The organism is Hydrogenophaga taeniospiralis, from assembly GCF_020510445.1.
Classification (GTDB): domain Bacteria; phylum Pseudomonadota; class Gammaproteobacteria; order Burkholderiales; family Burkholderiaceae_C; genus Hydrogenophaga.
In genome coordinates this window covers 1574542-1595995 of record NZ_JAHBAG010000001.1, presented here as the reverse complement: position 1 = coordinate 1595995, position 21454 = coordinate 1574542, and the positions used below count along the sequence as shown (strand labels likewise).

Annotated in this window: 18 protein-coding genes; 7 read left to right on the top strand and 11 right to left on the bottom strand. The window is 67.7% G+C overall.

The window, feature by feature from the left end; genetic code table 11:
• Positions 1-2: 2 nt before the first annotated feature.
• From KIH07_RS07745 to KIH07_RS07715, 7 genes are all read right to left on the bottom strand, one after another.
• Positions 3-1799 carry an acyl-CoA dehydrogenase C-terminal domain-containing protein gene (locus tag KIH07_RS07745; RefSeq protein ID WP_226491418.1) on the bottom strand — a complete coding sequence of 599 codons (1797 nt, stop codon included), beginning with the start codon at positions 1797-1799 and terminating at the stop codon, positions 3-5.
• Between the two features lie 41 nt (positions 1800-1840).
• Positions 1841-2563 (bottom strand): TetR/AcrR family transcriptional regulator, encoded by a 723-nt coding sequence (locus tag KIH07_RS07740; RefSeq protein ID WP_226491417.1) that lies wholly within the window; start codon positions 2561-2563, stop codon positions 1841-1843.
• Positions 2564-2846: 283 nt separating this feature from the next.
• Positions 2847-3500, bottom strand: coding sequence for a nucleoid occlusion factor SlmA (gene slmA, locus KIH07_RS07735; RefSeq protein WP_226494645.1), 654 nt, complete (start codon positions 3498-3500; stop codon positions 2847-2849).
• Positions 3501-3624: 124 nt separating this feature from the next.
• Complete coding sequence (locus tag KIH07_RS07730) at positions 3625-5157, bottom strand: ATP-binding protein (RefSeq protein WP_413465717.1); 1533 nt, start codon at positions 5155-5157, stop codon at positions 3625-3627.
• A complete protein-coding gene (locus KIH07_RS07725) occupies positions 5141-5833 on the bottom strand; it encodes a response regulator transcription factor (protein ID WP_226491416.1) in 693 nt (230 codons plus the stop codon). The genes KIH07_RS07730 and KIH07_RS07725 overlap by 17 nt, the downstream gene beginning before the upstream one ends.
• A 126-nt stretch (positions 5834-5959) precedes the next feature.
• Positions 5960-6871, bottom strand: a complete 912-nt coding sequence (gene argB, locus KIH07_RS07720) for an acetylglutamate kinase (protein WP_226491415.1) — start codon at positions 6869-6871, stop codon at positions 5960-5962.
• Positions 6872-7029: 158 nt separating this feature from the next.
• The gene (locus KIH07_RS07715) at positions 7030-9015 is read right to left on the bottom strand and encodes an SDR family oxidoreductase (protein WP_226491414.1); all 1986 of its coding nucleotides are present in this window, start codon (positions 9013-9015) and stop codon (positions 7030-7032) included.
• A gap of 209 nt (positions 9016-9224) precedes the next feature.
• On the opposite strand from KIH07_RS07715, the gene KIH07_RS07710 reads away from it, so the two are divergent.
• The 3 genes from KIH07_RS07710 (at position 9225) to KIH07_RS07700 (ending at position 11810) form a co-directional block, all read left to right on the top strand.
• Positions 9225-9758 (top strand): phasin family protein, encoded by a 534-nt coding sequence (locus KIH07_RS07710; protein ID WP_226491413.1) that lies wholly within the window; start codon positions 9225-9227, stop codon positions 9756-9758.
• Positions 9759-9887: 129 nt separating this feature from the next.
• Positions 9888-11147: a patatin-like phospholipase family protein gene (locus tag KIH07_RS07705; protein WP_226491412.1), complete on the top strand. Its 1260-nt coding sequence runs from the start codon at positions 9888-9890 to the stop codon at positions 11145-11147.
• A gap of 3 nt (positions 11148-11150) precedes the next feature.
• Positions 11151-11810 carry a TetR/AcrR family transcriptional regulator gene (locus tag KIH07_RS07700; protein ID WP_226491411.1) on the top strand — a complete coding sequence of 220 codons (660 nt, stop codon included), beginning with the start codon at positions 11151-11153 and terminating at the stop codon, positions 11808-11810.
• Positions 11811-11927: 117 nt separating this feature from the next.
• Here KIH07_RS07700 and KIH07_RS07695 read toward each other — a convergent pair whose 3' ends face one another.
• The 3 genes from KIH07_RS07695 to KIH07_RS07685 form a co-directional block, all read right to left on the bottom strand.
• Positions 11928-13037: a M14 family metallopeptidase gene (locus KIH07_RS07695; protein ID WP_226491410.1), complete on the bottom strand. Its 1110-nt coding sequence runs from the start codon at positions 13035-13037 to the stop codon at positions 11928-11930.
• Positions 13034-14251, bottom strand: a complete 1218-nt coding sequence (locus KIH07_RS07690) for a M20 aminoacylase family protein (RefSeq protein WP_226491409.1) — start codon at positions 14249-14251, stop codon at positions 13034-13036. Before KIH07_RS07690 ends, KIH07_RS07695 begins: the two co-directional genes overlap by 4 nt.
• Before the next feature lie 101 nt (positions 14252-14352).
• On the bottom strand, positions 14353-15504 hold the full coding sequence (locus tag KIH07_RS07685) for an ABC transporter substrate-binding protein (protein ID WP_264181818.1): 1152 nt from the start codon (positions 15502-15504) through the stop codon (positions 14353-14355).
• Between the two features lie 94 nt (positions 15505-15598).
• On the opposite strand from KIH07_RS07685, the gene KIH07_RS07680 reads away from it, so the two are divergent.
• Genes KIH07_RS07680 through KIH07_RS07670 form a run of 3 tightly spaced genes read left to right on the top strand, consistent with a single transcriptional unit; the run spans position 15599 to position 19185 of the window.
• Positions 15599-17677, top strand: coding sequence for a molybdopterin-dependent oxidoreductase (locus KIH07_RS07680; RefSeq protein ID WP_226491407.1), 2079 nt, complete (start codon positions 15599-15601; stop codon positions 17675-17677).
• Positions 17678-17688: 11 nt separating this feature from the next.
• On the top strand, positions 17689-18828 hold the full coding sequence (locus tag KIH07_RS07675; RefSeq protein ID WP_226491406.1) for an aminopeptidase: 1140 nt from the start codon (positions 17689-17691) through the stop codon (positions 18826-18828).
• A gap of 24 nt (positions 18829-18852) precedes the next feature.
• Positions 18853-19185 (top strand): polyhydroxyalkanoic acid system family protein, encoded by a 333-nt coding sequence (locus KIH07_RS07670; RefSeq protein ID WP_226491405.1) that lies wholly within the window; start codon positions 18853-18855, stop codon positions 19183-19185.
• A gap of 159 nt (positions 19186-19344) precedes the next feature.
• Here KIH07_RS07670 and KIH07_RS07665 read toward each other — a convergent pair whose 3' ends face one another.
• Positions 19345-19599 (bottom strand): acyl-CoA-binding protein, encoded by a 255-nt coding sequence (locus KIH07_RS07665; protein ID WP_068167447.1) that lies wholly within the window; start codon positions 19597-19599, stop codon positions 19345-19347.
• A 331-nt stretch (positions 19600-19930) separates the two neighbouring features.
• Between KIH07_RS07665 and KIH07_RS07660 the strand changes: the two genes are divergently transcribed.
• Positions 19931-21358: a wax ester/triacylglycerol synthase family O-acyltransferase gene (locus tag KIH07_RS07660; RefSeq protein ID WP_226491404.1), complete on the top strand. Its 1428-nt coding sequence runs from the start codon at positions 19931-19933 to the stop codon at positions 21356-21358.
• Positions 21359-21454: the final 96 nt, after the last annotated feature.

Sequence of the window (21454 nt, the reverse complement as noted above, 5' to 3'; positions counted from 1 at the left end):
GGTCATGCCAGTGCCGCGTCCGTGTCCATGAGGACCTTGCTGCCCGCGCGTGCCGTGCGCATCAGCGTCGCGGTCTCGGGGAAGAGCTTCGCGAAATAGAAACGCGCGGTCTGCAGCTTGGCGGTGTAGAACGGGTCGGTGTTGCCGGCGGCGATCTCGCGCAGCGCCACCTGCGCCATGCGGGCCCAGAAGTAGCCGAACACCAGGTGACCGGCCACGCGCAGGTAGTCCACCGCGGCGGCGCCCACTTCGTCGGCGTTCTGCAGGCCCTTGAAGCCGATCTCGGTGGTGAACTTGGTGATCTGCTCACCGAGCACGGCCAGCGGGTTGATGAACTCGGCCATCTTCTCGTTGACGCCTTCTTCCATCACCAGCGCGCCGACCAGCTTGCCGAATTTCTTGAGCGTGGCGCCGTTGTTGCCCAGCACCTTGCGGCCCAGCAGGTCCAGGCTCTGGATGGTGTTGGTGCCTTCGTAGATCATGTTGATGCGGGCATCGCGCACGAACTGCTCCATGCCCCATTCCTTGATGTAGCCGTGGCCGCCGAACACCTGCTGGCACATCGTGGCGGCGTTGTAGCCGTTGTCGGTCAGGAAGGCCTTGGTGATGGGGGTGAGCAGCGAGAGCATCTCGTCGCTCTCCTTGCGCACTTTTTCGTCCGGGTGGTTGTGGGCCTTCTCCAGCAGCACCGAGCTGTAGATGGCCAGTGCGCGGCCGCCTTCGGCGTAGGCCTTGGCGGTGAGCAGCATGCGGCGCACGTCGGGGTGCACGATGATCGGATCGGCCGGCTTGTCTTTCGCCTTGGGGCCGGTCAGGCTGCGCATCTGGATGCGGTCCTTGGCGTAGGCCAGGGCATTCTGGTAAGCCACTTCGGTCAGGCCGAGCGACTGGTTGCCCACGCCCAGGCGCGCGGCGTTCATCATCACGAACATGGCCTGCATGCCCTTGTTGGGCTGGCCGACCATGGTGCCGATGGCGCCGTCGATCACGATCTGCGCGGTGGCGTTGCCGTGGATGCCCATCTTGTGTTCCAGGCCTCCGCAGTAGATGCCATTGCGCTCGCCCAGCGAGCCGTCGGCCTTGACGTGGAATTTCGGCACGATGAACAGGCTCACGCCCTTGATGCCGGGAGGCGCGTCGGGCAGGCGGGCCAGCACCAGGTGGATGATGTTGTCGGCCATGTCGTGTTCACCGGCGCTGATGAAGATCTTGTTGCCGGTGATCTTGTAGGTGCCGTCGGCCAGCGGTTCGGCCTTGGTGCGCATCAGGCCCAGGTCGGTGCCGCAGTGCGGTTCGGTCAGGCACATGGTGCCGGTCCACTCGCCGCTGGTCATCTTGGGCAGGTAGGTGTCTTTCTGCGCGTCGGTGCCGTAGGTGTGCAGCGCGGCGTAGGCGCCGTGCGTGAGGCCGGGGTACATGGTCCAGGCCTGGTTGGCCGAGTTCATCATCTCGTACAGGCACTGGTTCACCACCAGCGGCAGGCCCTGGCCGCCATAGGCCGGGTCGCAGCTGAGCGCGGCCCAGCCACCTTCCACGTAGGTCTTGTAGGCCGCCTTGAAACCGGTCGGCGTCTTGACCTCGTGGGTGGTCTTGTCGAGCGTGCAGCCTTCGGTGTCGCCGCTGATGTTGAGCGGGAAGATCACCTGGCTGGCGAACTTGCCCGCCTCTTCGAGCACCGCGTTGATGGTCTCGGCGTCCACCTCGGCGTGCTGGGGCATGCTCTGGAATTCGGCGCTCACATTGAGCACTTCGTGCATCACGAACTGCATGTCGCGCAGGGGCGGGTTGTAGACGGGCATGGGTCGGTCTCCGGTGGTGGGATGGGTGAAAACGAAGGAAGTCAGCGCCGGGCGATGGTGCTGGCGGGTTTGCGCGCCCGCGCAGGGCGCGCGGGCTGCGGGGTGGGGGGCAGGCCGGGCGTGGCGGCGCTGCTGAAGCGCTGGACGATGCCTTCGAACGCCTGCAGCGCGCGGTGCAACGAATCGGGACTGCGCAGGAAACGCGCTTCGTAGTGCAGCGCCAGGATGAGGGCGTGGATCTCGAAGCCCATCTGGGCCGCGTCGGTGTCGGCACGCAAATGACCTTCTTCCACCGCGATCTCCACCGCGCGGCGCACCGCGCTGAGCCAGGTGTTGACCGAGCTGGCCAGCGCGTCGCGCACCGGACCGGGGCGGTCTTCGAACTGCACCGCGCCGCTGATGTAGATGCAGCCCGAGTCGATCTCGACCGAGGTGCGCTTCATCCAGTTGTCGAACAGCATGCGCAGGCGCGGCAGGCCACGCGGCGCGCTCATGGCCGGGTAGAACACCTCTTCCTCGAACCGGGCGTGGTACTCGCGCACCACCGAAATCTGCAGCTCTTCGCGCGAGCCGAAGTGGGCGAACACGCCCGACTTGCTCATCTGCATGACCTCGGCCAGCGCGCCGATGGACAGGCCCTCCAGGCCGATCTGCGTGGCCAGCCCGAGCGCGGCATCGACGATGGCGGCTTTGGTCTGCTGGCCTTTTTGCAGCGGTCGGGCGGCGTCGCTGCGCTGGCGCTTGATCGGAGGGGTAGGGCTCATGCGGCGGGGTCCGGCGGCACCGGACAGGGTTGGGTCCAAAAGCAAACCGCTCGATAAATCGAACGGTCGTGCTATTTTTACCGCAAAAGCCAGCCCGTGATCGGTTGGCACCCAAATTTCCAGAAATTTATTAGGGCCGTGGCCCTAATCGCTCAGCGGGTTAACCCGCAACGCATGAAACAGCCCAGCCGAGGGGCACCGCCCAGAACGCTTTGGTCCTGGCTTCGCCAGGCCGCACCGCGTTGCCCCCTTGAGGGGGTAGCGTGAAGCGCTGCGGGGGTGTTTAAAGATGCGCGCCGGGCAGCAGCAGCGCCAGGCTGTGCTCCAGGCTTTCGCTGGGCGAGCGCTTGAAGCCGCTGCGCGCGAAGCGCTGCAGCCGGCCCACGCAGAAGGCCGTGACCACCGAGGCGTCGGCCTGCGCGTCCACCGTGGGCGTGGCCGCGCCGACCACCACGGCGGCCTCGCGCAGGTTCTGCCGCAGGGCCGATTCGATCTTGTCGAAGAACAGATTCATGCGCTGCTGCAGGCGCTCGTTTTCGTACACCAGGGCGTCGCCCACCATCACCCGCGTCATGCCGGGGTTCTTTTCCCCGAACTGCAGCAGCAGGGTAACCAGTTTGCGCGAGCGGACCATGGCGTCGGGCTCGCGCTCGCCCAGCTGGTTGACCAGGCCGAACACCGCCTGTTCGATGAACTCGATCAGGCCCTCGAACATCTGGGCCTTGCTGGCGAAATGGCGGTAGAGGGCGGCCTCGCTCACCTCCAGCCGCGCGGCAAGCGCGGCGGTGGTGACCCGTTCGGCGCCGGGCTGTTCCAGCATGGTGGCCAGGGCCTGCAGGATCTGCACCCGGCGCTCACCGGGTTTGGGACGTTTGCGACCGTTGCCCTCCACGTGGCCCCCATCGTCGTGGGTGGCGTCGGCAGAAGGGCCCGCCATGGGCAAGGGCTCGGGTGCGCTGGAGGTCATGGGCAGTCGGTCCGTCGGTGGTCAGCGGGTGGGCACCGTTCGGAGCCCGTTGGTTGTCATCCCTCTTTTGATTCTCGCACAGCGACACAGCCCGTTACACCTCGGCCCGGGCCGAGGGCGCCGGATGCGGACCCTGCGTCGGCGCGATCGCCACGAATGCCACACGCACACGCAGACCGCGGCCCAGGGCGCCCGCGCCCAGTTGCAAGTGCGTGTGGTGCGCACGGGCGATTTCGTCGGCGATCGCCAGGCCCAGGCCGTTGCCCTCGCCCTCGGTGCCGGGCACCCGGTAGAAGCGCTGCAGCACGTGCGCCTGTTCCTCGACGGGGATGCCCGGGCCATCGTCTTCCACCTCAATCCACGCGCAGGGGCCCGATGCCGTGTCTTCCTGGCCGCAGCGCAGCGTGATGCGCCCACCCTCGGGGGTGTACCGCACGGCGTTGTCCACCAGGTTGATGAGCAGTTCGCGCAGCAACCAGGCGTGGCCCTGGGTCTGGGCCGGTTGGCTCTCCAGGCCCAGGTCGATGTGTTTGTCGCCCGCCGCGTCCAGGAACAGCGACAGGATGGTCTCGCACAGTTCTTTCAGGTCGACCTGCTGCAGCGGCTGGCTGTCGGCGCTCACGGTATCGGCCCGCGACAGCGCCAGCAACTGGTTGGCCAGCTGCGAGGTGCGGCGCGTGGCATCGCGCAGACGCCGCACCTGGTCCACGCGCAAGCTGATCTGCTCGCCAGCGTCCATGCGGCGCGCGGCCTGCGCCCAGGCCTCGACCTGCGCCTGCAGGCCGGCCAGCGGCGTGCGCAGCTGGTGCGCCGCGTCGGCCACAAAGCGGCGCTGGGCCTCGGTCTGGGCGTTGACGAGCGAGAACAGCCGGTTGAGCGCGGACACCAGGGGGCGCACCTCGGTGGGGGCGCTGTCGGTGTCGATGGGGCTGAGGTCGCGCGGCGAGCGCCGCTCCACGGCCTGCTTGAGATCGATCAGGGGGCGCAGCGCGCGCGCCACGGCCCAGGTCACCGCCATGCCGGCCAGCACCAGCAGCAGCAGGTTGGGCAGCAGCACCCGCGTGAGCACCGACTCGAACCAGTTCTGGCGCGCGTCCGACCCGTCGGCCAGCATGACGATGAGCTCGCCAGCGGCGGTGTGGTAGCGCTGCGCCACCACGCGGTAGGTGACCCCCCCTTCGACCACGCTCAGGAACTCCGCGCCATCGGTCGCCGGCAGCACGGTGGGCAGCCAGCCTTCGCCCAGCAGAGGTCGGCCGTTGGCATCCTGCAGGCCGTAGGCGGAAAAGCCCTCGCGCTCCTTGAGGAACTCCTCCACCGGCGGCGCCAGCAACAGAGCCAGCCCCGGCCCACCGTCCAGCCCCGCCACGCCGGGCGCCGCCATGGGGGAGTCGGGGGCCCGGTGTTGTTCGCCAGCGCGCGTGACCACCACCGAGTCGGCCAGCAGGGGCACCAGCCGCAGCAGCTGCTGGTCTTGTTGCAAGGCGGCGGTGCCCGCGCTCTGGTAGTGAAAGAACACGCTGACCATGCCCACCAGCCCGAGCGGCAGCATCAGCAGCACCAGCAGGCGGCGCTGCAGGCCCCAGATCATGCCCTCGGTGGTGCGGCCTTCAGGCCCGTGGCGCATGGTCGGGCTGCTTGGCCAGTTCCAGCCGGTAGCCGAAACCGCGGATCGAACGCAGGGCGACCCCGGCGGGGTCGAGCTTGGCGCGCAGGCGCGAGACGTAGACCTCGATCGCGTTGGGCGTGATCTCCTTGTCCCAACCGGTCAGGGCCTGCAGCAGCTTGTCTTTGGCCGCAGGCTTGGGCGCCTGCAGCAACAGGTATTCCAGCACCGTCCACTCGCGCGGACCCAGCTCCATGGGCTGCCCGGCCAGGGTCACGCGCCGGTGCGCGGTGTCCATCTCCAGCGGGCCGAAGCCCAGCACCGCCGAGGTGGCGGCCTGCGAGCGCCGCAGCAAGGCACGCAGCCGTGCCAGCAGTTCGGGCAGCTCGAAGGGTTTGAGCATGTAGTCGTCGGCGCCCAGGTCCAGCCCGTGCACCCTGTCCTGCAGCGCATCGCGCGCGGTCAGGATCAGCACCGGCATGGCCAGGCCACGCGTGCGCAAGCGCCGCGTGAGCTCCAGCCCGTCCATCAGCGGCAGGCCGATGTCGACGATGGCCAGGTCGAAGCTGTCGCTCTCCAGCGCCTGCTCGGCCCGCTCGGCGCTGCCCACCCAGTCCACCGTGTAACCGGCGTTGCACAGCCCCAGCTTGATGCCGCTGGCAACCATCACGTCGTCTTCGACCAGCAAGAGTCTCATCGCCCCCCCCTGCCGCGCTTCGCGCGTTCCCCCCGAGGGGGACGCACCCTGGGACCGGCGAAGCCGGATCCTCGGGCGCCCTGGAACCGGTGCCAGGCCCCGGAAAAGAGCGTGTGCGCTTCCATTTCAGTGGCTTTTGATCATCGTGCCGAAAGGCTGGTCGCCCAGCACTTCGAGCAGCAGCGCGTGCGGCACGCGGCCGTCGATGATGTGCACCGCGTTGACGCCGCTCTTGGCCGCGTCCAGCGCACCCGCGATCTTGGGCAGCATGCCGCCGGAGATGGTGCCATCCTCGACGAGCTCGTCGATGCGGCGCGGGGTGAGCTCGGCCAGGAGCTGTCCGGCCTTGTCGAGCACGCCGGGGATGTTGGTGAGCATGAGCAGCTTTTCGGCCTGCAGCACCGTGGCCAGCTTGGCCGCCACCACGTCGGCGTTGATGTTGTAGCTCTCGTTGTTCTCGCCAAACCCGATCGGACTGACGACCGGGATGAAGGCGTCGTCCTGCAGTGCCTTGACCACGCTGGGGTCGATGCTCACGATGTCGCCCACCTGGCCCACGTCGTGTTCCAGGCTCGGGTCCTTCGGGTCGGCCAGGCGCAGCTTGCGCGCGCGGATCATGGCGCCGTCGCGCCCGGTCAGGCCCACGGCCTTGCCGCCCGCGGCGTTGATCATGCCCACGATGTCCTGCTGCACCTCACCGGCCAGCACCCACTCCACCACCTCCATGGTCTCGGCGTCGGTCACGCGCATGCCCTGGATGAACTGCCCCTTCTTGCCCAGGCGCTGCAGCAAGGTCTCGATCTGCGGGCCACCGCCGTGCACCACCACCGGGTTGATGCCCACCAGCTTCAGGAGCACCACGTCCTCGGCGAAATCCTGCTGCAGGGCAGGGTCGGTCATGGCGTTGCCGCCGTACTTGATGACCATGGTCTTGCCGTGGTACTTGCGGATGTAAGGCAGGGCCTCGGCCAGGATCTCGGCCTTTTCGCGGGGCTTCACGTGGGAGAGGTCAATGGGGGTGTGGTGGGTGCTGGTCATGGCGGGTGGGCAGATGAAAAACGATGGCCACCAAATTGTAGGTCGCACCGCCCACCAACCCCTCTGTTTAGAAACACCGCGGATCCGGCTCTGCCGGTCCGCTGGTGTTGCCCCCTTGAGGGGGTGGCGCGCAGCGCCCCGGGGGTGGGCGAAGGCCGTCAGAAGTGAATCCCGCGCATCATCTGCTGCATGGCCACCGCCTCCGGCGACAGCTGCGACTTCGCCCCCTTCTCCCCTTTCGCCGCCGACGAATCCGGGAACATGCGGAAACTGGTGTTCATCACGATCTGCGCGATGCGCGGCACGAAGGCGTGCAGCACCTGGCCGGTGACCCCCAGGCGCGTGGCGATGCGCACCGGCTTGAAGATGCAGGCCTGCGCGATCATGTCGGCCGCTTCTTCGGGCGCCAGCGTGGGCACGTTCTTGTAGATCTGCGTGGGCGCGATCATGGGCGTGCGCACCAGCGGCATGTTGATGGTGGTGAAGGTCACGCCCTGGTCGGCGAACTCGCTGCTGGCGCAGCGCGTCCAGGCGTCCAGCGCGGCCTTGCTGGCCACGTAGGCCGAGAAGCGCGGTGCATTGGTCAGCACGCCGATGGAGCTGATGTTGACGATGTGGCCCTTCTTCTTGGCCACCATGCCGGGCAGCAGGCCCATGGTCACGCGCAGGCAGCCGAAGTAGTTGAGCTGCATGGTGCGTTCGAAGTCGTGGAAACGGTCGTAGCTGCCTTCGATGGCGCGGCGGATCGAACGGCCGGCGTTGTTGATCAGGAAATCCACGCCGCCGTGGTTGTCGATCAGCAGCTTCACGAAGCGGTCCGCGTCGGCCATGTCGGCGATGTCGGCCGGGTAGGCGATGAACTGGTAACCCTTGTCTTTTGCTTCCTTGCAGGCTTCGTCCAGCTTGTCCTGGTCGCGCCCGCAGATGATCGTCACCGCGCCGGCCTCGGCGAACTTGTGCGCCGCCGCGAGGCCAATGCCCGAGCTGCCGCCGGTGACCAGCACCACCTTGCCCGCGACCGTGCCCTTCAAGCTGCGATCGATGTGCAGGTCGGGGTCGAGGTGGCGCTCCCAGTAGTCCCACAGCCGCCATGCGTAGTCCTTCAGGTTGGGGCACGCGATGCCACTGCCCTTGAGCGCGGCCAGCGTGTCGCGGCAGTCGAAGCGCGTGGGGTAGTTGACGAAAGTCATCATGTCCTCGGGCAAGCCGAGGTCCTGCATCACCGCGCGGTAGACGCGGCGCACCGGCGCCAGCGCCATCAGGCCCTTCTTCACGCTCTTGGGGATGAAGCCCATCAGCGCGGCGTTGATGAACAGGTTCATCTTGGGCGCGTGCGCGGCCTTGCTCAGGATGTCGAGCACGTCGCCCACGCGGTAACCCATGGGATCGACCAGGTGGAAGCAGGCACCGGCATTGCGACTCTGGTGGCTGATGTGGTCCAGCGCATCGACCACGAAGTCGACCGGCACGATGTTGATGCGCCCGCCCTCCAGCCCCACACTGGGCATCCACGGCGGCAGGATCTGGCGCATGCGCTGGATCAGTTTGAAGAAGTAGTACGGGCCGTCGATCTTGTCCATCTCGCCGGTGCGGCTGTCGCCCACCACCGCCGCCGGCCGGTACACCGTCCAGGGCAGCTTGCATTCGGTGCGCACGATCTTCTCGCTCTCGTGCTTGGTCATGAAGTATGGGTGCTCGTAGTTCTCCGCTTCGTCGAACATGTCCTCGCGGAACACGCCTTCGTACAGGCCCGCGGCGGCGATGGACGACACGTGGTGGAAATGACCGGCGCCGATGGCCCGGGCGAACTCCACCGTGTTGCGCGTGCCGTCGATGTTGACGGCGATCTGGCTCTCGGCGTCGGCCTCCAGGTCGTACACGGCGGCGAGGTGGTAGAAGTGGTCGATCTGCCCCTTGAGGGCTTTCACCGCGTCGGCGCTCACCCCCAGCTTCTTCGCGGTCAGGTCACCGTACACCGGCACCGCGCGCGCGGTGCTCACGCCCCAGTATTCGCGCAGCCCGGCCACCTTGCCCGCACTCTCCTGGCGGATGAGGAAGTGCACCACCGAGCCCTTGCGCTCCAGCAGTTTTTTGACAAGGCGTTTGCCGATGAAACCGGTGGCACCGGTGACGAAATAATGCATCGAGGTTCTCCTGAGCGTGTGGTTCGGGTTATTCAACAACCCGCCATTCTTCCCCAACGGCAGGTGCAAACGATTCCGCAGAAACCCGTGTTTGGCCCCTCGGGGATTAGTCGCGCGCCCCTACACAGGCCCCGCGCGCAGCCCGTAAAGTGCCTGCACGCTGTGGGCCGATGCCCACACCCCCATTTTTTCCACCAACGGAGTCCCACATGGTCAAGAAAATCCAGAAGTCCAGCAGCGCCGCCAAGGCCGGCGCCCCCGCCAACTCGCCGCTGTCGGGCGCGATCAAGGACTCGGCCCAGCAGATCTGGCTGGCCGGTCTGGGCGCGTTCTCCAAGGCACAGGCCGAAGGCGGCAAGGCCTTTGAATCCCTGGTCAAGGAAGGTCTGTCGATCCAGCGCAAGACCCAGGCCGTGGCCGAAGAGCGCATCTCCGAAGCCTCCAACCGCATGAGCAGCATGGCGACCGACATTTCCGCCAAGGCGGCGGGCCAATGGGACAAGCTGGAGAACATCTTCGAAGACCGCGTCGCCAAGGCGCTGAACAAGCTGGGCGTGCCATCGGCGCGCGACATCGAGGCCCTGATGGAGCGCATCGACGCGCTGAGCCAGCAGGTGCACCGCCTGAACCCCAAGGCGGCCGCGGCCCCCAAGGCTGCGGCGAAGCCTGCGGCCAAGGCGGCTCCGGCCAAAGTGGCCAAGCCCGCCACACGCAAGACCCCCAGCCGCGCCAAGGCCGCCTGAACGCTTGAGATCTGAGCGAGCGGCGCACTGCGCCGCGACGAGAGGGGCGCCAGGCGCCCCTTTTTCATGCCCGTCCCATTTGCTGCGACGCAGCAATCCCACCCACCCCTGCGGTCTACACTCGAACGCATGACGCCCCCCCGCAAAGCCACTGGCCGATCTGCCGCGCAAGCGGCGCACCCCCACGCGTCAAAACCCGCCCGCCCGCGCACCGCGCTGGCGCTCGCGGGCGGTGGCCCGCTCGGCGCGATCTATGAAATCGGCGCCCTGTGCGCCCTCGACGACTGCCTGCAGGGGATCGACTTCAACGGCTTCGATCACTACGTGGGCGTGTCGGCGGGCGGCTTCATCGCCGCCGGACTGGCCAACGGCTTCACGCCGCACCAGCTCTGCCACGCCTTCATCGAAGACCGCCCCACGGAAGAAAGCTTCGACCCCTCGCTGCTCCTGAAACCCGCCTGGGCCGAGATGGGGGGCCGTCTGCGCCGACTGCCCGGTCTGCTGGGCGAGGCCCTGTGGGCCTGGGGCGTGCAGGGTCGCCCGCTGACCAATGCCTTTGAACGGCTGGGCGCGCTGTTGCCCACGGGCGTGCTCGACAACGAGGACATCCACCGCCAGATCGAGCACCTGTTCAACAAGCCCGGCCGCAGCAACGACTTTCGCCAGTTGCGCGCGCGCCTGACCCTGGTGGCCACCCAGCTCGACACCGGCGAAGCAGCGCCGTTCGGGCGGCCCGGCTGGGACCACGTGCCGATCTCGCGCGCCATTCAGGCCAGCGCCGCCCTGCCCGGGCTGTTTCCACCGGTGAACATCGACGGCAAGCACTACGTGGACGGCGCCCTCAAAAAGACCCTGCACGCCACCGTGGCACTCGACGAAGGGGTGGACCTGCTGCTGTGCCTGAACCCGCTGGTGCCTTTCCATGCGGCGCCCCAGGAAGGTCGCTCGCGCCGCATCCCGTCGCTGGTCGAAGGCGGCCTGCCCACGGTGATGAGCCAGACCTTCCGCTCCATGATCCATTCGCGGCTGGCGCTGGGCATGAAGCACTACGAACGCGCGTATCCGCACACCGACATCGTGCTCATCGAGCCCGACCAGCGCGACGCCGAACTGTTTTTCGCCAACACCTTCAGCTACCGCCAGCGCCGCGAGCTGGCCGAACACGCCTACCAGCAGACCCGGCAAATGCTGCGCGAGCGCCAGGCCGAACTGGCACCGCGCCTGCTTCGGCATGGCGTGACCCTGGACCCGGTGGCGCTCAACGACACCGAACGCCACCTGATCCCCGCCATGCCCGAGGCCGCCCCAACCCCGAGCGCCGTGGACCAACTCCATGCCACCCTCGACCGCCTGCAGCAGCATCTGCAGACCCTGCCCAAGCGGGCCTGACCCATGGTGAAGAAAGCCCCCCGCCGCACCGCCGAACGCATCCTGGAGGTCACGCTGGAGCTGTTCAACCGCTTTGGCGAGCCCAATGTCTCGACCACGCTCATCTCGGCCGAACTTGGCATCAGCCCCGGCAACCTGTACTACCACTACCCGGCCAAGGACGAGCTGATCAACTCGCTGTTCGAGCGCTACGAGCGCGCACTCGGCGATCTGCTGGGCGCCTCCGATGGCGTGCGCAACGTGGAGGACGCCTGGTTCTTCATGCACTCGCTGTTCGAGCTCATCTGGGAATACCGTTTCCTGTACCGGGACCTCAACGACCTGCTGTCCAAGAACCGGCTGCTTGAAACCCATTTCCAGACCGTGCTGAAAAACAAGACCCGCGCGGTGCGCACCCTGCTCGCCGGCATGGGCCGGCATGGCGGGCTGGACATCGACGCCCGCGAGCTGGAGCCCACGGCCAATTGCATGGTGGTGGTGCTCACCTACTGGCTGAGCTTCGAATACGTGCGCGATCCACGCCACGCCCTGGAACCCGAGCAGGCCCAGCAGGCGCTCATGCGCGGCGCCCACCACGTGCTCAACCTGCTGGCCCCCTACCTCGGGGCCGACCAACGACAGCACCTGCTGCAGCTCAGCGGCCCCTACAACAGCCCCGCGTGACCTCGGCCCAAGGAACCCGCGGCCGCCACGCCGGTGAATACCGGTCGACAGCGCGAGCCTGACACCCCACTGGGGCCGGCTGCGCCGGGGCGACGCGGAGCCCTGGCCCCACGCACATCAACCCAGGACAGATGCCTTCAAGCCGTCCACCGCCTGGAACAGCGCCTGCCGCGCCTGCGCCACGATCTGGGCGCGCCAGAGGTCGGTGTCCACGTAAAACGCATCCATCATGCGCTGCTGAATGGCCCGCCGCAGCTCGGCCGGGGCATCGGGGTGCAGGTGCAGCCAGTGGTCGCCCCGCAGGGCGTCGATCACGTCCAGGATCGGCACCGTGCCGTACTCCATGGCGATGCCGGTGTACTCGGCCTGCGCGCACTCTTCGTAGACCGCGCCCCACATCAGGCCGCTGAGCCGGGCCGAGGTGGAGGTGCCGTCGTAGATGGACGTCACCGGCGTCTGCCCGTCACCGCCCCACCAGGCCCGCGCGCGCGCCAACGCGACCGCGTCATCGCGGCAGGCGAAGATGCGCTCGCCCACGCCGCTGGGCCCCAGGCCGGTGTGCAGATCGATCCAGGCGATCTGCCGGGCCTGGCCACCGTATTGGCGCAGCACCTGGCGCAGGGTCCGGTTGCTCCAGGTGGGCGAGGTGCCGCCGAAGAACAGCCCGTCGGGAAACCGGTGCTGCCCTTGCGTCACCGCCGCCTGGTAGGCCGCCAGTCCGTGCGCCTCGATGGTGGCGTCGACGGCGGCCTGGTTGTCGGGCCCGGGCGGCCAGGTGTCGGGCAACAACAGCGCGTGCAGATCCGCATAGGCCGGGTTGGCGGGCAAGGGTTGCGAGAAATCCTGGAAGTTGCGGTTCAGGTCCACGTTCTCGTGCGTCACGCGGCGCACGAAGGAAAAACCATGGGGGTTGAGCGCATGGATGTAGAGCACGGCCACGCCGGCCGCACGCGCGTGCTCGCGCCACTCGGCGTCGTGGGCGGCGAACACCTGCACGCCGGAGCCGCAGTAGCCCTCGACCCCGTGGCAGGCGCTGCTGACGATCAGCAGTTGCCGGGCGTCGGCCGGACCGTCGAGCGCCACGTCCATCGCCAGCGTTTCGCCGTCCCGGCCCAGGAGGGGGTGGTTGTGGCTGCGGATGGCCATGCCGGCCGCGGCGGCGCCTTCCAGGAACTGCACCCGTGCGCGGGCGTAAGAGGACGAAAAAGCGCGCTGCGGGCCGATCACGCCGCGCCCCCGGTGCGCGGCTGGCCCAGCCATTGTTCGGCCAGCCGCACCCAGTAGGTCGCTCCCAGCGGAATCAGGTCGTCGTTGAAGTCGTAGCTCGGGTTGTGCAGCATGCAGGGCCCGTCGCCGTGGCCCATGTCGCGGTGCACGCCGTCGCCGTTGGCGATGAAGGCGTAGCAGCCCGGCCGCGCCTGCAGCATGTAGGCGAAGTCCTCCGCGCCCATGGTGGGCTCCTGGTCCAGCACCCGGTCGGGCCCCACGATGTCGGCCATGACGCCGCGCGCGAACGCGGTCTGCTCTGCGTGGTTGACGGTGGGCGGGTAGTTGCGGTGAAAGTGGAACTCGCAGCCCGCACCAAAGGCCGCGCAAGTGTGTTCGGCGATCTCCCGCATGCGGCGCTCGATCAGGTCCAGCACCTCGTAGGTGAAGGTGCGCACCGTGCCCTGGATCACACAGTGGTCGGGCACCACGTTGTTGGCCTCGCCGGTGTGGATCATGGTCACGGAGATCACGCCCGCGTCCAACGGCTTCTTGTTGCGCGTGATGATGGTCTGGAAGGCCATCACCATCTGGCAGGCCACGGGCACCGGGTCGATGCCGTTGTGCGGCAACGCGGCGTGTGCGCCCTTGCCACGGATTTCGATGCGAAAGTCGTTGCTCGACGCCATCACCGGCCCCGTGCTGGCGGCGAAACTGCCCACCGGCAGGCCCGGCCAGTTGTGCATGCCGAACACCGCCTCCACCGGAAACTGCTCGAACAGGCCGTCCTTGATCATCTCGCGCGCACCGCCCCCACCCTCCTCGGCCGGCTGGAAAATCAGGTAGACCGTGCCGTCAAAGTGGCGGTGTTTCGCGAAATGCTGGCCCGCGGCCAGCAGCATGGCGGTATGCCCGTCGTGGCCGCAGGCGTGCATCTTGCCGGCATGCTGGCTCGCATGGGCGAAGTGGTTGTGCTCCTGCATGGGCAGGGCGTCCATGTCCGCGCGCAGGCCGATCGCCCGGCCACAGGCCCCGCCATCGCGGCCGTGCACGATGCCCACCACCCCGGTGGTGCCCATGCCGCGGTGCACCGGAATGCCCCAGTCGGTGAGCTGTTGCGCCACCACGTCGGCGGTGCGCACCTCTTCAAAACAGAGCTCGGGATGGGCGTGGATGTCGCGCCGCAGGGCGGCGATGCCGGCGGCCTGTGTGAGGATGGAATCGATCAGTTTCATGGGGACCTTGGAGGGCTGAAAATCAAGCGCCCATGGTACCCAAGCAACACAACCGGGTGGTCCGCCAGGCGACAACCCTGCTGCCCGGCGGGGCAGCCGCTTTAGCGCCGCACGCGACCGTCTTCGGTCAGCAGGGTGAGCTCAACGAAGCGCGAGCCGGTGTGCTTCTGAGGGCCAAAATCGACCGGGAAACCACCTAGGTTCACGTTCTTCATGCCGTCGATGGCGTCGATGAAGCCCTCGCGGGTGACGCCGCGCCCCGCGCGCTTGAGCGCCTCGACCAGCACCTTGGCCGCGACGAAGCCCTCCATGCCCGAGTAGTTCGGCGACAGGCCCCGCTTGTCCTTGAGCGCCGTCAGGTACTCGCCCGACACCGGGGTGGCCGGCGAATAGGGGAAGGGCATCACCTGGCTGACCGACACCCCTTTCGCCACGGAACCCAGTTCATCGAGCAAGGCCTGGGTGCCGACGAAGGAGACGTTGTAGAAATTGCCGGAGTACCCTTGCTGCCGCGCCAACCGAATGAAGGTCGCGCAGGCCTTGTAGGCACCGACCTGCACGACGGCTTCGGGCTTGACGGCCAAGATGTCCTTCAGCGCCTGGGTCACGTCGGTGCTGTTGCGCTCCACGGTGCCGACCACGGCGGGCTCCAGGTCCAGCGTCTTGAGCGCACGTTGCACGCCCTCGAGGCCTGCCGCGCCATAAGCGTCGTTCTGGTAGAAGACCGCCACCCTCTTGATGCCTACCGAAGTGATCTGGCGCACGATGGCGGCTGTCTCTTCGAAATACGAGGCTCGCACGTGGATGACGTAGCGGTTGAACGGTTCGCGCAGCGCCTGCGCACCGGTGAAAGGCGCAAAAAGGGGCAGTTTGGCCGCGGTCGCCACCGGCAGGGCCGCGAGGCTGGTGGGTGTGCCCACATAGCCGAACAGGGCAAACACGCCGTCAGCAATGAACTGCTTCGTGTTCGCCACGCAGCGCTCGGGCTCGTAGCCGTCGTCCAGGCGCTTGATCTCGATGCGCCGCCCATGAACACCGCCCTGAGCGTTGACCTGCTCCAGGTACAGCTGAGCCCCGATATGGAACTGGAGGCCCAACTGGGCCGAAGGGCCGGTGAAGGGCCCCGACTGCCCCAGCACGATGGCACTGTCGCTCACACCCTGACTTTGCGCCTGTGCCGCCCCTCCCCATACCCCCAAGGCAGAGGAACCCACGAGCTTGCACACGGTTGAAAGTGCCTGGCGACGTTGCATACTGAATCTCCTGCTATGCTGATTTGGGACCGGTTTGTGCACAGCAAAAACCATGCTCAACAGGATGCCCAGCGTACAACATTTTTTTACACCCATGATCGACACCCCGACCCCCGGCGGCGGCGACCCGATGGACACCGTGGTGCGTGGCGCCTGTCCGCACGACTGCCCCGACACTTGCGCCCTGCTGACCACGGTCAACCACGGCGTGGCCCTGCGGGTGCAGGGCAATCCGGCGCACCGGCACACCGATGGTGCGCTGTGCACCAAGGTATCGCGCTACACCGAGCGCAGCTACCACCCCGAGCGCATCCTGCAACCGCTCAAGCGCGTGGGCCCCAAGGGCAGTGGCCGGTTTGAACCCGTGGGCTGGGACGACGCGCTGGACGACATCGCCACCCGGCTCAAAGCCATCGCCGCGCGCGACCCGCAGGCCATCCTGCCCTACAGCTACGCCGGCACCATGGGCCAGGTACAGGGCGAAGGCATGGCGGCGCGCTTTTTCCACCGGCTCGGCGCCTCGCACCTGGACCGCACCATCTGCGCCACCGCGGGCGGCGAGGGCCTGACCCACACCCTGGGCGGCAAAGTGGGCATGAAGGTCGAGTTCTTCGCCGAGGCCAAACTGATCCTGATCTGGGGCAGCAACTCCATCGCCAGCAACCTGCATTTCTGGCGTCTGGCCCAGCAGGCCAAACGCGACGGTGCGCGACTGGTCTGCATCGACCCGCGCCGCACCGAGACCGCCGACAAGTGCCACGAACACATCGCCCTGCGCCCGGGCACCGACGCCGCGCTGGCGCTGGCGCTGATGCACGAGCTGATCGTGCACGACTGGCTGGACCACGACTACATCGAACACCACACCCTGGGCTGGGAAGGCCTGCGCGAGCGTGCCCTGCAGTGGCCGCCCGAGCGCGCCGCCGAGGTCTGCGGCATTCCCGTTCAGCAGATCACCGAGCTGGCGCGCGCCTATGGCAACACCCAACCCGCGGCGATCCGGCTGAACTACGGCATGCAGCGGGTGCGCGGCGGCGGCAACGCGGTGCGCGCCATCGCCTGCCTGCCAGCGCTGGTGGGCGCCTGGCGGCACCGGGCCGGCGGCCTGCTGCTGTCGTCCTCGGGCCAGTTCCCGGTGAAACGCGCGGCGCTGCACCGGCCCGACCTGCTGGCCGGGCGCACCCCGCGCACCATCAACATGGTCACCATCGGCGACGACCTGCTGCGCGAGACGTCGTCGGCCTTCGGCCCGAAGATCGAAGCGCTGATCGTCTACAACAGCAACCCGGTGGCGGTGGCGCCCGAGTCGGGCAAGGTGGTGCAGGGGTTCGCGCGCGAAGACCTCTTCACCGTGGTGCTGGAGCATTTCCAGACCGACACCGCCGACCTGGCGGACTACATCCTGCCCGCCACCACCCAGCTGGAACACTGGGACATCCATACCAGCTACGGCCACACCGACGTGCTGCTCAACCGGCCCGCCATCGCGCCGCTGGGGCAGGCGCGCAGCAACACCGACGTCTTTCGCGCCCTGGCCGCGCGCCTGGGTTTTGACGAACCCTGCTTTCAAGACAGCGATGAAACCCTGTGCCGCACCGTGTTCGGCGACGCGGTGGACTTCGATCAATTGCTGGAACACGGCTTCGCCACCCTGCCCTTGCCCGAGGCACCGTTTGCCCACGGCGGCTTTCCCACGCCGTCGGGTCGCTGCGAGTTTTTCAGCGCGCGGCTGGCGGCTCAGGGCCTGGACGGTCTGCCCGACCACCTGCCCAACCACGAACCCGCCGGCAGCAGCGCGCACTACCCGCTGGCCATGATCTCGCCGCCCGCGCGCAATTTCCTCAACTCCAGTTTTGTCAACGTGAAAAGCCTGCGCGACATCGAGGGCGAACCGGTGCTGGAGATCCACGCCGACGACGCCCAGGCGCGCGGCATCGCCAGCGGCCAGATGGTGCGCATCTTCAACGACCGGGGCGAATACCGCTGCAAGGCCAAGGTGTCGCCGCGCGCGCGCCCCGGCGTGGTCAATGGCCTGGGCATCTGGTGGCGCAAGCTCGGCCCGTCCGGCACCAACGTCAACCAGGTGACCAGCCAGCGGCTGACCGACCTGGGACGCGGCCCGGTGTTCTACGACTGCCTGGTGGAAGTGGCCGGCGTCGCAACCGGCACCTGAAGGCGGCGCCCATGTCGTCCGTGCGCGCCTTGTTCAGCATCACCGGCCTGCTGGTCGTGCTGGCGCCGGGCCTGTCGGGCTGCGCGAGCCCCGGCACCGGGGTGGGCTATTACTGGCAATCGGTCTCCGGCCATCTGCGGATCATGCAGGCCGCCCGCCCGCTGCAGGACTGGCTTGACGACGCACAGACCCCGCCCGCGCTGCGGCAGCGGCTGGCCCTGGCCCAGCGCATCCGGCGCTTCGCCGCGGCCGAACTGGCCCTGCCCGACAACGCCAGCTACCACCGCTACGCCGATCTGCACCGCAAGGCCGCGGTCTACAACGTCGTGGCCGCCCCCGCGCTGTCGCTCACGCTGCAGAGCTGGTGCTTCCCCGTGGTGGGCTGTGTGGGCTACCGCGGCTATTTCGACGAAACCCAGGCCCAGGCCTTCGCCCGAAGCCTGCCCGAGGAGCTGGAGTCCGTGGTGTACCCGGTGCCGGCCTACTCCACGCTGGGCTGGATGAACTGGGCCGGCGGCGATCCGCTGCTCAACACCTTCATTGGCTACCCCGAGGGCGAACTGGCGCGCATCGTGTTCCACGAACTGGCCCACCAGGTGCTCTACGCCAAAGGCGACATGGTGTTCAACGAGTCGTTCGCCACCGCGGTCGAACGCCTGGGCGGCGAGCGCTGGTTGGCGCACCACGCCAGCGAAACGGCGCGCCGCGAATACGCGGCTTTCGATGCGCGTCGGCACGAGTTCCGCGCCCTCACCTACGCGGTGCGGCAGCGGCTGGAAGGCATCTTTGCCGACACCGCCATCGACGACGCCGAAAAAACCCGCCGCAAGTCTGCGGCGATGGCCGACTTCCACCAGACCTACCAGACGCTCAGGCAGCGCTGGAACGGTTACGCCGGCTACGACGCCTGGGTCGCTCGCGCCAACAACGCCAGCTTCGGCGCCCAGGCCGCCTACGACACGCTGGTGCCGGGCTTTGAGGCCCTGTTCGAACGCGAGGGCCGGGATTTCCGCCGGTTTTATGATGCGGTGCGCGCGCTGGCGCAACAACCGCAGGAAGAGCGGCATGCGGCGCTGCGGCGACTGTCCCTCCCGAGCGAGGCGACGGTGGCGGCCGGACAACCGGCCCCCACCCCGACGGCTCACCCTTGACGATTCACCTCCACGAAACATCCCATGGCCGACATCCACATCCGACGCAATCACCACCTGGGCCTGGCCGGCGCGCGCAAAGTGGCCTGGAAATGGGCCGAACAGGCCGAAGCCGACTTCGACATGAGCTGCACCTACGAAGAAGGCGGCGACTGCGACGAAGTGCAATTCAGCCGCACCGGCGTGAACGGCACGCTTCGGGTGTCGGACGATCACTTCGAACTCGACGCCAAGCTGGGGTTTCTGCTCGGCGCCTTCAAGGACCGCATTGAAGGCGAGATCGTGAAGAACCTCGACGAGTTGCTGACGACCCAAAAACCCGCCAGCAAATCAGCGGCCAAAAAGAAAAAGGCCTGAGCGCGCGCAGGCCTTCTTCAAGCGTTCACCGTCCAGCGGTCAAACACCCACTCCGCCGGAGTGCAGTGCATGACCCAGAACGCGTTGATCCCGGCTTTGCCGGACCGCATCACGTTGCCCCCTTGAAGGCGTCGCGCGCTGCCCGGCGGGGGTGGTTTTTCAGCTCAGTGATTCGATCAGGTCGACGTACTGCTGCATCGCGTCGTCGCCCGACGTGCCCTTGAGGCCGTTCCAAGCGTCCCATTTGGCACGGCCCACCATGTCGCCGAAGCCCGGCTTCTTCTCGGCGTTGTCACCCGCGGTGGCCTGCTTGTACAGCGCGTAGATCTTCAGCAGCGTGGCGTTGTCGGGACGCTCGCTGAGGTTCTTGGAGTTGGCCACGGCGGCATCGAAACGGGTCTTGAGGTCGGACATGCAGGGTCTCCTGGTGGGGCTGAAGGCGCCCGATGCGTTGCACATACCGCACGGCATCAGGGCTGGCCCGGTATCTTACGGGCTGCCCTGACGGCAAAATAGACGCAAACACCCACAACATGCCGAGCCCACACGCCGCCCCTCGGGTGGTGCCGTGAGGCCCCAGGCCACCGGAGATGACATGGTCCAGCGCGTTGCCCCAGCCGCCACTGCCTCGGCGGCGGTCCCACCGTCCGCGGCACGGAAGAGCCCCCGAAAGAAAACACCTCCGACCACCGCCCGCGGCGCCGTGCAGACGCTGGCCAGCACACTGGGGCTGGAGGGCGAACGCATGAGCAAGGTCGACACCGCCTGGCTGCGCATGGACTCGCCGTCCAACCTGATGATGATCGTCGGGGTCTGGATCCTGCGCCCTGGCATCACCCATGCGGCGCTGGCCGAGCGCGTGCGCGAGCGCCTGCTGCCCTACCGCCGCTTTGTGCAGGCGGCCCGCGAAGACGCAGCGGGCGCGCACTGGATGGACGACCCCGACTTTCGCCTGGAACGCCACGTGGTCACCCACACCCTCACGCGCCAGCGCGGCCAGAGCGAACAGGACGCGCTGCAGGACCGTGTGGCCGAACTCGCGATGCAGCCACTGGACCACCGGCACCCGCTGTGGCGGTTTGACCTGATCGAGCGGTACGACGGTGGCTCGGCGCTGATCGCGCGCATCCACCACTGCATCGCCGACGGCATTGCCCTGATCAGCGTGATGATGAGCCTGGTCGATGGCGGCGCGCTGCCGCCGCAGCGCAAGGCGTCCAAACCGGCCAAGACCGGTCTGGACGCGGCCGAGGACTGGGTGGCCGACACGCTGATCCGCCCCTTGGGCGACCTGACCGCGCGGGCGCTGGAAGTCGCGGGCGGTGGCGCGGCCAAATCATTGGCCCTGCTGGCGGCGCCCCAGCAGGGCCTGAACGATACCCTGGGGCAGGCGATGGAAGTGGCCCGCATGGGCGGCCAGCTCGCCAGCGATCTGGCTGCTCTGGCGCTCATGCCCGACGACTCACCGACCCGGCTCAAGGGTCAGCCCGGACGCGCCAAGCGCGTCGCCTGGTGCGAGCCCATCCCGCTGGACGAGGTCAAAGCCATCGGCAAGGCCTTGAACTGCTCGGTCAACGACGTGCTGCTCAGCTGCGTGGCCGGCGCCATCGGCGCCTATCTGCGCGCCCACGGCGACAACCCCCAGGGCCAGGAAATCCGCGCCATGGTGCCGATCAACCTGCGCCCGATGGCGGACGCCTGGAAGCTGGGCAACCGTTTTGGACTGGTGCCGCTGGTGCTGCCCATCGGCATCGACAACCCGATCGAACGTGTGTTCGCGGTGCGGGCGCGCATGAACGACCTCAAGGGCAGTCTGCAACCCTTGCTGACCTTTGGCCTGCTGTCGGTGGCCGGGCTGCTGGTCAAGCCCGCGCAGGACGCGATGCTCAGCCTGTTCGGTCGCAAGACCACGGCCGTCATGACCAACGTGCCCGGCCCGGCCCACAAGATGAAACTGTGTGGTGCCACGCTGGAGCAGACCATGTTCTGGGTACCGCAATCCGGCACGGTGGGTCTGGGCGTGTCGATCCTCAGCTATGGCGGCGGCGTGCAATTCGGCGTGATCGCCGACACCACCCTGTGCCCCGACCCACAGCGCATCATCGACCAGTTCACACCGGAGTTCGCCCGGCTGCTCACCCTGACGCTGATGTTGCCCTGGGGACGGGATTGACCCCCCCGCGCCGCGCCTAAGGGCGCGTCACCCCCCAGGGGGCGATGCGAGTGGCCCGGCGAAGCCGGTTCCACCGCATCCTGGGTGGAAGACATG